The sequence below is a fragment of the Lactobacillus delbrueckii subsp. delbrueckii DSM 20074 = JCM 1012 genome (assembly GCF_001433875.1).
Classification (GTDB): domain Bacteria; phylum Bacillota; class Bacilli; order Lactobacillales; family Lactobacillaceae; genus Lactobacillus; species Lactobacillus delbrueckii.
On record NZ_AZCR01000017.1, the window covers coordinates 1 to 14,053 of the forward strand.

Sequence of the window (14,053 nt, forward strand, 5' to 3'; positions counted from 1 at the left end):
CCACTTTATATAGTAAAAGAAAAAGTGTTGAACGACTACTCCGTCGAGTAATCATCCAACACCAGATTAGTATGTTTTGTTGTAATTTTTTCTATCCACGGGCAAAAGATGCTATGATTTACCTAGTCTAATTTTATTAAGGAAGTTGACTAATGAAAGATAACCTGATCGTTTTTAAAGTAGGAACCTCCTCGCTGACCAGCCCGGCCGGCGACCTGGATCCGGAGAAGATCAAAAAAATTACTCGGCAGCTGGCCCAGCTGCACCAGGCCGGCTACAAGCTGGTCCTGGTAACTTCAGGATCCATCGCGGCTGGTTTCCGCCGACTCGGCTTTGACAAACGACCCAGGAAGGTGGCCGACAAGCAGGCTGCGGCCGCTGTCGGCCAAGGGCTCTTGATCGAGGAATACACCCGCAGCCTTTTGGTCCAGGGCGTGGTTTCCGCCCAGATCCTCCTGACCCAGGACGACTTCGCTGACCAGCGCCGCTACCAAAATGCCCAGACAGCCTTGAACGTTCTTTTGAGCCGGCGGGTCATCCCCATCATCAACGAAAATGACACCATCGCCATCGATGAACTGAAAGTCGGTGACAACGACACCCTGTCAGCCCAGGTAGCCTCCCTTTTAAAGGCTGACCTCCTGGTCCTTTTGACGGATGTGCCTGGCCTGTACAGCGACAACCCCAGAAAGAACCCTGACGCCCGGCCGATCCCGATCATCAACGAGATTACCCCGCAAATTTTTGCAATGGCCGGCGGGACCGGGTCCAGCAATGGAACCGGCGGCATGGCCACCAAGATCAAAGCCGCTGACATGGCGACCAAGTCCGGCGTCCCGGTCTTCATCTGTTCAGCAGACTCCACTGCCCTGGTTGACGCCGTTCACCAGAAGAACCAGGGGACCCTTTTTACAGCCAACGAAAATGCCTTCAACCAGAAGAAACAGTGGCTGGCCTTCTACGCCCCGGCCAAAGCCCGGGTCTACATCGACCACGGAGCCGTCCACGCCATGGCCAGGGAAGGCTCCAGCCTCCTTATTTCCGGGATCAAACAGGTCCAGGGCAACTTTAAGAAAGATGACATCGTGGAAGTCTACAGCTTGAAGAGCAAGAAGCTGATCGGCAAGGGCAAGGCCCGATTCTCCCGGCCTGTTCTTGAAGAAATTCTGGAGCAAAAGCACCCTGAAGGCATCTTCATCCACCGTGACGACTGGGTTACCACCCTTTGATTTGAGAAAGGAATAAAGAAAATATGACTGAAAGCTCAACTCAGCAACTGATGGACAGCCTGCTGGCAAATAAGGCGGCTGTCAACCTGGCGAATACTGCCGATAAGAACGAAGCCTTGGCCTTGATGGCTGACAGCCTGCTGGATCATGAAGCAGAGATCATTGCTGCCAACCAGCTTGACCTGGAAAAGGCCAAGGGGCAGATTCCTGACGTCATGCTGGACCGGCTCCGCCTCACCCCAAACCGCTTAGCCGGCATGGCCAGCGGCATCCGGGCCTTGATCGACCTGCCAGATCCAGTGGGCCGCCTTTTAGGCGAGCACACTGCTGACAATGGCCTTAAGATTGAAAAGCGGTCCGTGCCTTTTGGCTTGATCGGAATGATTTATGAAAGCCGGCCAAACGTCACTTCTGACGTGGCGGCCCTGGCTCTTAAGTCCGGCAATGCCGCCCTTTTGCGGTCCGGCAAGGATGCTTTTAATTCTGCTAACGCCATCATGCAGGCCTTAAAGGCGGGCTTAGCCAAAAGTAAGATCTCCTCAAAGGTGATTGAACTGGTGCAAGACACCAGCCGGCAGTCTTCCACCGAAATGATGACGGCCCAGGGCAAGATCGACCTCTTGATCCCGCGCGGGGGCAAGGGCTTGATCAGAGCGGTTGTTGACAACGCCAAAGTTCCGGTAATTGAAACCGGGACCGGGATCTGCCATATCTATGTCAACAAGGCCGCTAATTTGGACGAGGCAGTCAAGATCACGGCCAATGCCAAGATTAGCCGACCATCAGTCTGCAACGCTGCTGAAGTCTGCCTGGTTGACCAGGAAGTTGCCGCTGACTTCCTGCCCCGTTTAGCTGCAGCTTTTGCCGGCAAGGTTGAGATGCGGGCTGACGAAAGAGCCAAGGAATTTTTGCCAGAAGCTAAAGCAGCTGGCCCGGACGACTTCGACACGGAATTTTTGGACTACATTATGGCTATCAAGGTCGTGGACGGAATTGAAGAAGCGATTGACCACATCGCCAAACACTCAACCCACCACAGCGAGGCCATCGTGACTGAAGACCAAGCAGCCGCTGACCGCTTTACCCAAGCCGTCGACTCAGCCGCTGTTTACGTCAACGCTTCTACCCGCTTTACCGACGGGGGTGAATTCGGCCTGGGCTGCGAACTGGGCATTTCCACCCAGAAGATGCACGCCCGGGGGCCAATGGGCTTAAACGAACTTAACAGCTACAAGTACATCGTCCGTGGCCAGGGCCAGGTCAGAGAATAGCAAGGAGTTTTTTTATGAAAGTTGGATTTATCGGTTTAGGCAACATGGGAAGCGCGATCGCCAGAGCAGTTGCCAAGTGTGATGACGTCAGCCTGCTTTTGAGCAGCCACAACCCGGAAAAAGCCGGCAAGCTGCAGGCGGAAATCGGCGGCCAGCTCTTAGACAACGCGCAAGTTGCTGCTGAAAGCGACGTGGTCTTTTTAGGCGTCAAGCCTTACCAGGTGGCCAGCACCATCAAGGAAATTGGTGAAAACAGCAATAACGGCAGCATCTGGATCTCCATGGCGACCGGGGTCAGCCTGGAAACTTTGGCCAAGCTTTTGCCCGGCCACGACCTGGTCAGAATGATGCCCAACACCCCAGTAGCCATCGGCCAGGGCATGACCAGCTACACCAGCCAGAGCAGCCAGGCCAAAGATGTCTTCAAGGAATTAATGGCTCACTCCGGCAAGGTCGTGGAAATCCAGGAAGGCTTGATGGATGCCGCTACGGCAATAGCTGGCTGCGGTCCGGCCTTCGTCTACCAGTTTATTGAAGCCCTGGGCGACGCTGGCGTGCAAAACGGTCTCTCCCGCTCCCAAGCCATTGAAATGGCCGCCCAGACGGTTTTGGGCTCAGCCCAGATGGTCCTGGCGACCGGCCAGCACCCGGCCCAGCTCAGAGATGCCGTAACTTCACCAGGCGGCTCAACCATTGCCGGCGTCGTTGAACTGGAGAAGAATGGTTTCCGCTACGCGGCCATCAGCGCAGTTAACGCGGCTCTTAAGCGGAACCAGGAATTGGGCTAAAGAGCTAGTAAATATGATAACAAAGAAATACCCACTGAAGATTTGCTTTCCTTCAGTGGGTATTTTTTCGTAAGTTTAATTGCTGGTTTCGACCATGATATAAGACCGGTTGCTGTAGAGGTTTCTTGACCGAGAATATTCAAGGTTGACCCCGGAATTGGTCCAGACGATCTGCACGATTTCCAGAATCGGCGTGCTTTCGTTGGCCCCAAGGTACTGCCGGTCATATTTATCTGGCAGATCAGCCTTGATCCGGCGGAAGACCCCGCCAAACTTGATATGCAGCTTCTTGTGCAGGTAAGAATAGATCGACCCTTCCAAGATCCTTTTGGACAGGGCCGGCACCTGGCTGACCGGCATATAGTTATGCTGGCCCAAAAGGGTCAAGTTGGACAAGACCTTGGTTCCCAGGCCTGACTCCTTATAGACAAAGCCTTCCTGCTCCAGCAAGTCCAAAGCGCTCTTGACCGTAATCTTGCTAACCGAAAACTCCTAAGCCTATGTATTAATAGTATGGCGTCTATTATTTTTAGAAAAAATTAAATATTTTCTTACATCAAAGCCTGATCGTAGATGGCCCGCTGGCCGCCGACATACTTTGGCCGGCGGCGGGCACAGATGATTCTGGCCTCCCCGATCTTGTCCAGGGAAATTCTCAGGGGAACGACCACCGGATGCAGGTGCATCCCAATCAAGGTACCGCCAATGTCAATCCCGGCTTCCCCCCGGGCAGCAATGTCTTCTACAAGTACCGCATTTGGTATTTTCTGGTAGGCTACGGTCGCGAAAGCCCCGCCGGCATGGTTTGGCTGGGGAATAGCGTTGACCTGCTCTAAGTCATACTTTTCCATCGCTTCCCGGCTGACCACCAGGGCCCGGTTCAAGTGCTCGCAGCACTGGGCGGCCAGGAATATCCGCTTTTCCGCCAAAACTTCATTGATCCCCTGGTAAAGGGCTTCAGCAACATCAGTGCTGGTATTGGTGCCGATCGCCTCACCTAAGACCTCGCTTGAAGAGCAGCCAACCACGAAAAACTGGCCGGCCTTGATCCCGGATGCCTCGACAATTTCACTGACGGCCTGCTTGGCCTGCTTTTGAATTTCTGCTAAATCCATCTTTTTCCTCCAATCTTGTTTCTTGCTTTGCTTGCTGCCTTTATTATAACTCAGTCAGCAGATTCTGCTGCGAGCATAAGCAAATCTGTTAAAATGTAGAAAAAATAATAAAAATTTCTGTTCATAATTAGTTAGGTGTTCATTACCATGCACAAACAAAGTCTGGCACTCAAATTTTCTTTTGTCTTTGTCGTTCTTTCAATGGCTATTTCCCTGCTCACTGCTGCCTGGCAATTAGCGCAAGGCAAGTCCGGTAGCCTGCTCCTGGTCCTTGAGACCGGGCCTGGCCTGCTCTTGGTCCTTTTGCCGGCTCTTTTGAGCAAGTGGCTTCGCTTTTACCTGCCGGATTTTTGTGCCTGTACGGGGTGGCCTTTGCCGTCTTCTGCGGGGTCCTCTGGGAATGCTATGAGTTTACCTGTGACGGTCTTTTCGCCATGAACCTGCAGCGCTACCTGTCAGCGGGCCGGGCTCTTGCCGGCCGGGCGGCCTTACTGGACACCATGGGTGACTTGATCGCCGACCTGGCCAGCAGCCTCCTCTTCAGCTGCTGGAGCTACTGGCAGCTGAAAAACGACTGCTCCTGGCTCAAGACCTTCTTTTTCAAGAAATACAGCCCGGACGACTAGGCAAGCGTCCGCCTGACCGCCGCTAGCAAGGCCTGCTGGGAGAGGTCTTTCTTTTTCAAACTGTCTAATACATGCCGGTCAATCGTTCCCTTCGTCAAAAGATGGTGAATGATGACCGGCTTTTTCTGTCCCTGCCGATAAAGGCGGCCATTCATCTGCTGGTACTGCTCCAGGCTCCAGGGCAGGGTAAACCAGATCAGGGTGTGGCCCCCTTCTTGCAGGTTAAGGCCCGCCCCTGCGCTGGCCGGCTGGACCAGCATGACAGGGATCTTGCCCTTGTTCCAGCGGCGGATCATGCCAGGCGAGCCGTCAAAAAGCTCAGCCTTGACCCCGTTTTTCCGGTAAAAGGCTAAAAGGCGGGAGGCGTCTGACTTGAAATAATAAGCGACCAGGCTGGGCGTAGCCGTATTGCTGGTTAAGTAGAAGCAGCATTCTATTTTTTCATCAAAAATCTCCTGGTAATGCTCCCCGTCTTCTTCATAGATGGCACCGCTGGCTAGTTGCCGCAGGCGGCCGGCTAAGACAGCCGCGTTTTCGGCGCTAATCTCCTGGCCAGGCAGGTCCAGGACCTGGTCTTTCTTCAGCTGCTGGTAGCTCTTTTTGGCCCTTGGAGGCATTTCCACCCAGTCCAGGCTCTCTGTCAGTTCCGGCAATTTCAGCCGGGTATTTTTCATGGAGATGACAATATCGTCGATGGCCCGGTAGATTTTTTCCTCACTTCCTGGCAAAAGCCGCCACTTGACCGGGTGGTTGTTGACCAGCAAGGTCGGCTCAAAGTACTGCTGCCGGTAGGCCGTGATGCTCCTGCCCAGCCGCTCTCCCTGGTCCAAGAGGTAGATTTGTGACCACAGGTCCTGGAGGGAATTAGGCGCCGGGGTCCCGGTCAGTTCAATCAGGCGCTGGATCCTCCCCCGCACGCTCTTTAAGGCCTTGAAGCGCTGGGAAGCCGGTGACTTGAAGGACTGGGACTCATCGATTACCACGTTTTTAAAAAGCCAGGGACCCAGGTCAACCAGCTTGCTGACCAGGTCCCGGCTGGCAAAATACAGCTGCCAGTCACCCTTGGCGGCCTTGGCCGCGGCAGCTTCATAGAGCTCTTGCCGGCCAGCTGGAGTCAGCTGGCGGCCTTTTTCATCGGTCAAAAAGGACTGGGTCTTAAACGGCAAGTTCCACTTATCAATCTCATCTTGCCAGGTCGACTTAGCCACGGTCTTTGGGGCGATCACCAAAATATGCCCCTTCATCCCCTCTTCCCGCAATTTAGCCAGGGCAGCCAGGGTCGTCAAGGTCTTGCCCAAGCCGATATCCAGGAAAATCCCGCAGTAAGGGTGGTCCATAATAAAGTTCATGCTGTAGAGCTGATAGTCATGCAGGGGCAAAGTCTGCCCGCCCAATTTAACCTGGGCATCAACCATTTTCCCGGCAAAAGACTCAGTCTTTTCTTTTGCTCCTTTTGCTTTTTTAGCTCCTTTAGCTCCTTTAACTCCCTTTACTTCTTCTGCTTTATTTGCTTCATTTGGCTTTTGGGCAGCCATGATCACCCCATCCAGCTGCAATTGCCAATTGCCATTTCTCCCGGCTTGGCTGAGAGCCAAAGTCACCACTTTCCCGGCCGGGACTTCCTGGCCAAAAATCTGCTTGAGATTGCCGCTTTCTTCTTTGGCCAGCCAGGGCAGGACCCCTTCGGCCGCCTCAAAAGAAACAATTGTTCCCGGCAAATTCTTTTCTAAATGGCCGGCAACCAGCTCCCAGTCTTTCAAGGTCACGAAAGCATAGGGCTTTTGGTGGACAGGCAGGCCGGCTAATTTTTCCGCTGCCTGCACCTGCCGCAATTCTTCGGCTGAAACGAAGGAAGTCAAATGGCTCTTAACCACTTTCCCTTGCACGCGCACATTTTCTCCTGGCATACTCCACCTCCTTAAATCGCTGCTTTTATTATGCCACAAAGGCATGAAAAAAAGGCCTAACGGCCTTTTTCTTCGTTATTCGTCACTAATAGAAGCGGTAGTACTTCTTCGTGTCGACCTTGACCTCTCCTTGAGTCAGGTATTCGCTGAACATCTGGACATAGTCCTTGTCCAAGGAGAATTCGATCTTGTCCAAGCTGTATTCCGGGTAGAAACCGCCCCCGTTGGCCCGGTAGTTGTTGACGGCCAGGTGGTAGACCTGGTCATCTTGAATATCCTGGCCCTTGAACTTCAGCTTGGTCAAACGCTGGCCGACCGGCTTGGAGAGGTCAGCCTCGTATTCCAGTGGGTAAAAGACGTCAAAGTGGTAAAGCTCCGGCTTTGGCTTGAGGTAGCGGTCGATAAAGTGGATCTTGCCGTTTTCGTCTTTTTCCAAAAAGCTGGCCGTGTGCTCTACAATGTGACGGAGCTGCTTACCAGTCAATTTGACGCTGACCAATTGGTTGGCATATGGGTAGTTCAAAAGAATGTCCCGCATGGTTACCGTCTTGCCAAAACCCTTGGCCACGTCATTCATCACAGCCGTGGCTGAAAGGTCAGCGTGGGTGAAGTAGAGCTGCATCTGCTGGAGCAGGTTGATGAAAGGTGCCCCTTCAATCCGGCCCTTGTTGGCATCTTCAATCGGGGCTGGCTGGTCCAGATGGGCAATTGGCTGGTCAAGCCATTTCTGGGTGGCTAGATCAAGCGGCTTAACGATTTCTTCAACTTCCGGGTCTGATGCAAAGTCCTTTGTGTCGATCAATTCGCTGGTCGCTTCTTTGACCTTGTAGCCTGCTTCCGTCTTTTCCAGGTCCAAAACGACTTCCGCAATCGCCTCGCCCCGGTAGCCCGGCTGCACGCAAGGCTTGCCGGACGGGCTGATCATGTTCAGTCTCCGGTGCTGGTGGCCCGTCAGCATGACGTCGACTTCCGGGATCTCAGTCAGAATCCGGTAGCCTTCGTTTTCCCCGTTATGCGGTTCAGTTGCTTCCCCGCTGGCGATGTCACTTTCAAAGCCGCCGTGGTAAAGGACAGCCAGGACATCGACTTGTGGCTTGATGATCTTGGCAAAATGAGCGATCTGTTCGTAAGCAGACTTAAAGGCCAGGCCCTTGATCCGGTCAGCTGCTTCCCAGTGAGGGATGTACTGGGTGGTAATCCCCAAAACGCCAACCTTGACCCCGCTTCTTTCCAGGATTACGTAGTCCCGGCCCAGAGTCGGCACCTGGGTTTCGGTATCCAAAATATTGCAGTTAACGAATGGAGCCTTGTTGTTGTCCACATAGTAGGCCATGTATTCCTGGCCAAAGTTAAAGTCATGGTTGCCCAGGCAGCGGACGTCGTAGCCTACCGCGTTGTAAGCAGCAGTAAAGCGGGCCAGGTTGTCCAGATTCTTGCTGCCATGGGTGTAAGCAGCCAAAGGAGACCCCTGCAGGCAGTCGCCGGCATCAGTCACGATGACGTGGTCTGCCCCCCACTTGGCCTTCTCCGCCTTGATAGCGCTGGCTACCCTGCTGAGGCCGTAAGGAGCGTCGTAGCCGCCCGTGCTCTGGTAGTCAGTTGGCAACAAGTAGCCGTGGGTGTCGCTTGAATGTAAAAAAACCAGTTTCATTCTTCGAATTCCTCAATCCTAATTTTTGGCATAAAAAAAGACACCAGAAAAACAGGTGCCTTTAAAATTAGTCGTTATCGCTAGCGCTGTTTTCGCTGACTACTTGACGACCCTTGTAGTAACCCTTAGGGGAAACACGGTGGCTCAAACGGTATTCACCAGTAGTTGCGTCGTAGTGCATTGCTGGCACGCTGAGCTTCAAGTGAGCGCGACGTGACCGTTTCTTTTGCTTAGAAGTATGTCTTGCAGGAACTGCCATTTGTAACTGATCTCCTTTATTGTAATATCACAGTATCAAGTCGGTGACCTAAATACTCAAGTAACTAAATAATACTATTGCCTGGCAAATAAATCAAGAAAAACCTTACTTTATTTATTTGCGGGAGGCAAATTCAAGCGACAATTTGTCCCCGATCCCCGGGAACAAGTTGTACAATTTGGCCAAAGCCGCCAGGCTGACCGGGAGGTTGAGCTCACGCTTGTTTGAACCGAAGTAGTGGACTACTTCCCAGGCAACGTCGTCCGGGTCAAGCATGAAGGCCTGGACATTCTTGACGTACTGGCCGCTTGCATCGGCAATGTTGAAGAAGTTGGTGTAAACCGGACCCGGGTTGACGGTCATGACCTTGACGCCAAAAGGCTTGAGTTCAAGGCGCAGAACGTTGGAGAACTGGATTACGGCTGCCTTGGCGGCGCTGTAAGCCGCTGACTTGGTCGTCGGCACCTTACCGGCCATGGAGCCAAAGTTGATGATCTGCCCGCTGCCCTGCTCCAGCATCAGGCGGCCAAAAAGCCGGGTCATGTACATCAAGCCCAGGACGTCAACTTGGAACATTTCCGTGGCATCTTGCATGTCAGCTTCCATGAATTCCTCAAACTTGCCGAAACCAGCCGCGTTGACCAGGTAGTCGATGTGCTTGACCTTTTCCTTAACTTCGGCAAAAGCCGCTTCGATGTCGCTGGCCAGGCCCAGGTCAGCCTTGACGGCGAAAGCTGCTGAAGCAGACAATTCCCGGGCTTCAGCAGCGATTTCCTCCAGCTTGTCCAGGCGGCGGGCCAGCAAAACAACCGTGGCGCCCCGGCTGGCGCTTTCCAGGGCAATTGACCGGCCGATCCCGCTGCTGGCCCCGGTAATAACTACAACTTTATTGCGTAATGAATCACTCATCTTTATCACGTTAACCTTTCATTGGAACTACGAACTTGTCCAGGTCCTTGGCCAAAGTCGTGGCCGGGAAGATCTCCCGCGCCTGTTTGACCATCTGGCTGGCCAGAGGGCCCACGTAGCGGGCCGAAACATGAGTCAGGTATAAATGCCCGACATGGCAGGCGCTAGCCGTCTCAGCGGCTTGTGTACACGTTGAGTGGTAATAGTCCCTGGCCAGCTTACCTTCGCTGGCGTCAAAGGTCGCTTCATGGACCAAGACATCAGCATGGTCAGCCAGGCGGCGGATTGATGGCGTTGACCGGGTGTCGTAAATCACGGTCACTACCCGCCCCTTCTTGACCGGGCCTAAGAAATCTTTGCCGTTCAACACCGTGCCGTCAGCCAGTTCAACCTGCTCACCCCTCTTTAGTTTACCAAGGAGCGGGCCGTTTGGCACTTTAAATTCCGCCAACTTGTCCATCAAAAGCTCACCGGCCTTATCAGCTTCAACCACCCGGAAGCCCCAGCTGTCGATCCGGTGGTCCAGCTTTTCAGTATAAACCTCAAAGCCCCGCTCACTGACGATCTTGCCGCCTTCTTCCAGGGTGACGAATTTGATTGGATAAGAAATCTTCGCTTTTGAAATCCTGAGAGAGGTCTTGACGAACTGTTCAATCCCTGCTGCCCCGTAAATGGTCAAGGGGCCGACGTCGCCTTGAAAGGACCTGGTTGACAAGAGGCCCGGCAGACCGAAAATGTGGTCGCCGTGATTGTGCGAGATAAAAATCTTCGTGATTTTGCGCAGGCGGATATTGGTGCGCAGAATCTGGTGCTGGGTTGCTTCCCCGCAGTCAAAGAGCCAAATCTCGTTCAGCTCATCCAATAGTTTTAAAGCCAGGCTCGAGACGTTCCGCAGCTTTGACGGCTGGCCCGAGCAGGTGCCAAGAAATTCCAGTTCCATTTAACTCCCATTCTTTTCCAAACAAATATAAAAAGGCTAATTCGATCCGCTGGCGCGGACCATTTCTTTGACGATATAGGTGCTGTAGTAGTTTTGCCCCACATTATTCGGGTGGGTCTTGTCGTCGTAAAACCAGCTGGACTGGCTGTGGGCGTAGCCGTACCAGTCAATGACGGTCAAGTTCTTGTACTTCTTGGTCAAGGTCTGCAGCTGCTGGTTGACCTGGTTTTGCCAGGACCTGGTTGGCACGACGACGTTGATCCAAAAGAGCTGGCGCTTCGGCCCGACAATCTGCATGATTTGCTTGACTTCGTCATCAGTAAAAGGCCCGTTGGTCCCCAGGCCAATCAAGACATTGTCCTGCAGCTCACCTTTTTGGGCATAAGACTGCAGCAGCTGGGGGGCCACGTCGGCCTGCCGGGAAACCGTGGCGTCGATCACGGCGTGCGGCAAAAGCTGGTGCAAGATGTCACTTGAAGAAGCCATGACCGAGTCGCCAATGGCCGTCACCTGCAGCTTTTGCGCGGCTTGCAAGTCAGCCTGGCTGATCCCGTACTTCTCAAATTCCTGGTTGACCTTTTTTCCGCCGCTCTTAGACTTAGTCGTTTTTGACTTGGTCTTGGCCTTGGAAGTCTGCTTGCTCTTCTTGCTGGATGACTTCTTAGCCGCTTTTCGCGAGCTCTTGATCAATTCCAGGGCCTTCTTGTTCATCTCAGCCTGCTGCTTGGAGTTGTCATTGATCGTCTTGATCAAAGCCCCATCCTTGTTGTCAGCTTTGGCCAGCGGGGAGAAGATGATCCCGCTGCTGCCGATCAAAAAGACCAGGAAGAAGGCCGCCGTCTTCAGCCAGTTTTTGGACAACTTGACTGGCCACTGAAAAAGCTTGGTCAAGTTGTAGCGGATGCCTTCGCTGGTGTAGCGTCTTTTTTCAAAAAGACGGTAAGTAATTTCACTGATCAAGAGGATCAAGACAATCTCGATCACCCGGTAAAGAGTCACATGGTCGGCCAGGTCGCTGACCCGGCTTTCGAAAAAGATCATGACCGGGAACTGGTAGAGGTAGATTTCATAACTTCTTGACCCCAGCCAGTTAAAGACCGGGTTGGTCATCAGCCGGTTCCAGATTCCGACCGGAGCTGCGATTACCGCCGCGAAAACCGTCACGAAGAAGCTGAAGATGAACATCCCACCATAATATGGGAAAGCGGTCCGAGCGTTCATCAAAGGCGAGAACATGAGCAAAAGCATCCCAAACAGGGTCGCCAGCCCCGTCCAGTTGAGAATCACCCCGTCTTTTTGGGTAAAGCGGTTGTCCAGCTCTTCAAAAGGCCAGAGAACTGCCATGGCGCTGCCCAGGCCCAAAGAGAAGAAGCGGGTGTCAGTCCCGTAGTAAATCCGGCTTGTATACTGGCCCGGCCGGAAAAGCAGGGCCATTTCCAGAGCGGACAAGACCGACAGACCCACCAGAACCCAGAAGATATTCCGCCGCTTTTTGGCAAATTTGACCAAGAGGGCCATCACCAGCGGCCAGAGCAGGTAGAACTGCCAGTCAATCGCCATCGTCCACAAGTGGGTAAAAGGCGATTCATTATTGGCAAAACGCTCAAAGTAACTCTGCCCGTTGAATATCTGCCACCAGTTATATACCCCCAGCAAGTTGCTGGCGACAATCTGGTAAAGCTTGTTTAAAAGGTTGCGCTGAAAGAGCACGATATATGCGCTGGTCAGCCAGAGCATGGCGATCAGCGGGGGATAAAGACGCCTGAAGCGGCGCTGGTAAAAGGACTTGATGTCAAAATAGCCCTGATTGCGGTAGGCAGCCATAATCTGGTCGGTTATCAGATAACCAGTCAAAACCAGAAAAACCGGCACGCCCAGGTAACCTCCGCCAAAGTGGTCCGGATCCAGGTGATACAAAATTACCCCGATTACGGCCAGGGCCCGCAAGCCAGCATAGCCAGTAATGTATCGTTTCTTCATTTTTTCAATTTTCTAACTTTCGTTTCTCTATTCTATTTTTGCAATCTATCCCTTATTGCACGAATTCAAAGCTGAAGTCGCCAATGTAAACGTCGTCTCCATCGACAGCGCCTTGCGCCCGCAGTTCATCATCGACACCCATCTTCTTCAAGCGGCGGGCCAGGCGCATGATCCCGTCCTGGTGGTCCAGGTTGGTCATGGCTACCAGGCGTTCAAGCTGCTCACCGTGAATTTCAAATTCGTGGTCAGCCAGCTTTTCAACCGTGAATTCCATCTTTTCAGGCCGGTGGTACTTGTAGGTCTTAGTCTTGACCTCTTCCTTGGGCTTAACGGCAGCTTCAGCCTCTTGGGCTTCAACCTCGCTGACCAGGTCAGCCGCCCGACTCATCAAGCGGTCAACGCCCTGGTGGGTAACGCTGGAGAGTTCGTAAACTTCCTGGTCAACCCCATGCGCGGCCAGGTCCTTCTTAAACTGGGCCAGTTTCTCATCGGCGCCTGGAATATCCATCTGGCTGGCCACGATGATTTCCCGCTTGCTGGAAAGGTCATCTTCCGTGTATGAGGCCAGTTCATGCAAAATGGTCTCATAGTCCTCGTATGCATCCCGGCCGTTGTCCGGGTCCATGGACACCATATGCAGGATAACCTTGGTTCTCTCCACGTGGCGCAGGAACTGGATCCCCAGCCCTACCCCCTGGCTGGCCCCCTTGATCAGGCCCGGCAGGTCGGCCATGGAGAAGTCCCGGCCGTCTGGCAAAAGGACCATGCCTAGATTTGGCTTCAAAGTCGTAAACTGATAAGCCGCGATCTTTGGCTTGGCACTGGTGACGACTGACAAAAGGGTTGACTTGCCGACAGACGGGAAGCCGACCAAACCGACGTCAGCCAGGACCTTTAATTCCAAACGCAGGGTCCGGAATTCACCCGGTTCCCCGTTTTCAGCGATTTCCGGCGCCGTGTTGACGCTGGTGGCAAAGTGGATGTTGCCCCGGCCGCCCCGGCCGCCTTTAGCGACGACCAGTTCCTGGCCATTTTCAACCAAGTCACCGATTTCTTCACCGGTGAAAAAGTCATAAACGGTCGTGCCGACCGGCACCTTCAGGTACAGGTCTTTGGCTGCCTTGCCATATTGGGCCTTTATGCGGCCGTTTTCGCCCGGCTCAGCCTTGAACTTGCGCCGGTAGCGGAAATCCATCAAGGTTCTGAGGCCGTTATCGGCCACGAAGATAATGGACCCGCCCCGGCCGCCGTCACCGCCAGCTGGTCCCCCGTTAGGCATGAATTTTTCATGGCGGAAGGCCACCATGCCGTCCCCGCCCTTTCCGGCTTGGACTTCAATTTTAGTTTGATCAACAAATGTTGAAGGAGTTGGCATTCT

At 53.4% G+C, this 14,053-nt stretch carries 13 protein-coding genes; 4 read left to right on the plus strand and 9 right to left on the minus strand.

The window, feature by feature from the left end; translation table 11 throughout:
- Window positions 1–152: 152 nt before the first annotated feature.
- From proB to proC, 3 genes are read left to right on the plus strand one after another with little or no spacing between them, the layout of a single operon-like run.
- Window positions 153–1,229, plus strand: coding sequence for a glutamate 5-kinase (gene proB / locus FD23_RS04070; RefSeq protein WP_002877611.1), 1,077 nt, complete (start codon window positions 153–155; stop codon window positions 1,227–1,229).
- A 23-nt stretch (window positions 1,230–1,252) separates the two neighbouring features.
- Entirely contained in the window at window positions 1,253–2,500 is a 1,248-nt protein-coding gene (locus tag FD23_RS04075; protein WP_025895656.1) for a glutamate-5-semialdehyde dehydrogenase, read from the plus strand.
- Window positions 2,501–2,514: 14 nt separating this feature from the next.
- Window positions 2,515–3,288 (plus strand): pyrroline-5-carboxylate reductase, encoded by a 774-nt coding sequence (gene proC / locus FD23_RS04080; protein ID WP_052933627.1) that lies wholly within the window; start codon window positions 2,515–2,517, stop codon window positions 3,286–3,288.
- Window positions 3,289–3,363: 75 nt separating this feature from the next.
- Here proC and FD23_RS04085 read toward each other — a convergent pair whose 3' ends face one another.
- Together FD23_RS04085 and FD23_RS04090 are read right to left on the minus strand one after the other, a co-directional pair.
- Window positions 3,364–3,738, minus strand: coding sequence for a UTRA domain-containing protein (locus FD23_RS04085; protein ID WP_230844808.1), 375 nt, complete (start codon window positions 3,736–3,738; stop codon window positions 3,364–3,366).
- A gap of 101 nt (window positions 3,739–3,839) precedes the next feature.
- Entirely contained in the window at window positions 3,840–4,403 is a 564-nt protein-coding gene (locus FD23_RS04090) for a TIGR01440 family protein (RefSeq protein ID WP_052933626.1), read from the minus strand.
- Between the two features lie 323 nt (window positions 4,404–4,726).
- Between FD23_RS04090 and FD23_RS10335 the strand changes: the two genes are divergently transcribed.
- On the plus strand, window positions 4,727–5,029 hold the full coding sequence (locus FD23_RS10335; protein WP_230844807.1) for a DUF2238 domain-containing protein: 303 nt from the start codon (window positions 4,727–4,729) through the stop codon (window positions 5,027–5,029).
- Here the strand turns inward: FD23_RS10335 and FD23_RS04100 are convergent.
- The 7 genes from FD23_RS04100 to obgE all read right to left on the minus strand — a co-directional run bounded on the left by FD23_RS04100 (window position 5,026) and on the right by obgE (window position 14,050).
- The gene (locus FD23_RS04100) at window positions 5,026–6,936 is read right to left on the minus strand and encodes an SNF2-related protein (protein WP_025895659.1); all 1,911 of its coding nucleotides are present in this window, start codon (window positions 6,934–6,936) and stop codon (window positions 5,026–5,028) included. The two genes, FD23_RS10335 and FD23_RS04100, sit on opposite strands and share 4 nt — an antisense overlap.
- An 85-nt stretch (window positions 6,937–7,021) precedes the next feature.
- Complete coding sequence (locus FD23_RS04105) at window positions 7,022–8,587, minus strand: bifunctional metallophosphatase/5'-nucleotidase (protein WP_035185470.1); 1,566 nt, start codon at window positions 8,585–8,587, stop codon at window positions 7,022–7,024.
- 67 nt (window positions 8,588–8,654) lie between these two features.
- The gene (gene rpmF, locus FD23_RS09245) at window positions 8,655–8,846 is read right to left on the minus strand and encodes a 50S ribosomal protein L32 (protein WP_003614010.1); all 192 of its coding nucleotides are present in this window, start codon (window positions 8,844–8,846) and stop codon (window positions 8,655–8,657) included.
- A gap of 114 nt (window positions 8,847–8,960) precedes the next feature.
- Window positions 8,961–9,755 (minus strand): SDR family NAD(P)-dependent oxidoreductase, encoded by a 795-nt coding sequence (locus tag FD23_RS04110; RefSeq protein WP_003613994.1) that lies wholly within the window; start codon window positions 9,753–9,755, stop codon window positions 8,961–8,963.
- 10 nt (window positions 9,756–9,765) lie between these two features.
- Window positions 9,766–10,695, minus strand: a complete 930-nt coding sequence (rnz, locus tag FD23_RS04115; protein WP_025895660.1) for a ribonuclease Z — start codon at window positions 10,693–10,695, stop codon at window positions 9,766–9,768.
- A gap of 36 nt (window positions 10,696–10,731) precedes the next feature.
- Entirely contained in the window at window positions 10,732–12,675 is a 1,944-nt protein-coding gene (locus tag FD23_RS04120; RefSeq protein WP_052933625.1) for an acyltransferase family protein, read from the minus strand.
- A gap of 52 nt (window positions 12,676–12,727) precedes the next feature.
- Window positions 12,728–14,050 carry a GTPase ObgE gene (gene obgE / locus FD23_RS04125; RefSeq protein ID WP_003617592.1) on the minus strand — a complete coding sequence of 441 codons (1,323 nt, stop codon included), beginning with the start codon at window positions 14,048–14,050 and terminating at the stop codon, window positions 12,728–12,730.
- Between the last annotated feature and the right edge of the window lie 3 nt (window positions 14,051–14,053).

Bases quoted from the DNA above. Each gene is read 5' to 3' on its own strand.
- proB (WP_002877611.1), top strand. From the start codon at position 153: ATGAAAGATAACCTGATCGTTTTTAAAGTAGGAACCTCCTCGCTGACC.
- rnz (WP_025895660.1), bottom strand. From the start codon at position 10,695: ATGGAACTGGAATTTCTTGGCACCTGCTCGGGCCAGCCGTCAAAGCTG.
- FD23_RS04110 (WP_003613994.1), bottom strand. From the start codon at position 9,755: ATGAGTGATTCATTACGCAATAAAGTTGTAGTTATTACCGGGGCCAGC.
- FD23_RS04075 (WP_025895656.1), top strand. From the start codon at position 1,253: ATGACTGAAAGCTCAACTCAGCAACTGATGGACAGCCTGCTGGCAAAT.
- FD23_RS04100 (WP_025895659.1), bottom strand. From the start codon at position 6,936: ATGCCAGGAGAAAATGTGCGCGTGCAAGGGAAAGTGGTTAAGAGCCAT.
- proC (WP_052933627.1), top strand. From the start codon at position 2,515: ATGAAAGTTGGATTTATCGGTTTAGGCAACATGGGAAGCGCGATCGCC.
- FD23_RS04105 (WP_035185470.1), bottom strand. From the start codon at position 8,587: ATGAAACTGGTTTTTTTACATTCAAGCGACACCCACGGCTACTTGTTG.
- rpmF (WP_003614010.1), bottom strand. From the start codon at position 8,846: ATGGCAGTTCCTGCAAGACATACTTCTAAGCAAAAGAAACGGTCACGT.
- obgE (WP_003617592.1), bottom strand. From the start codon at position 14,050: ATGCCAACTCCTTCAACATTTGTTGATCAAACTAAAATTGAAGTCCAA.
- FD23_RS04090 (WP_052933626.1), bottom strand. From the start codon at position 4,403: ATGGATTTAGCAGAAATTCAAAAGCAGGCCAAGCAGGCCGTCAGTGAA.
- FD23_RS04120 (WP_052933625.1), bottom strand. From the start codon at position 12,675: ATGAAGAAACGATACATTACTGGCTATGCTGGCTTGCGGGCCCTGGCC.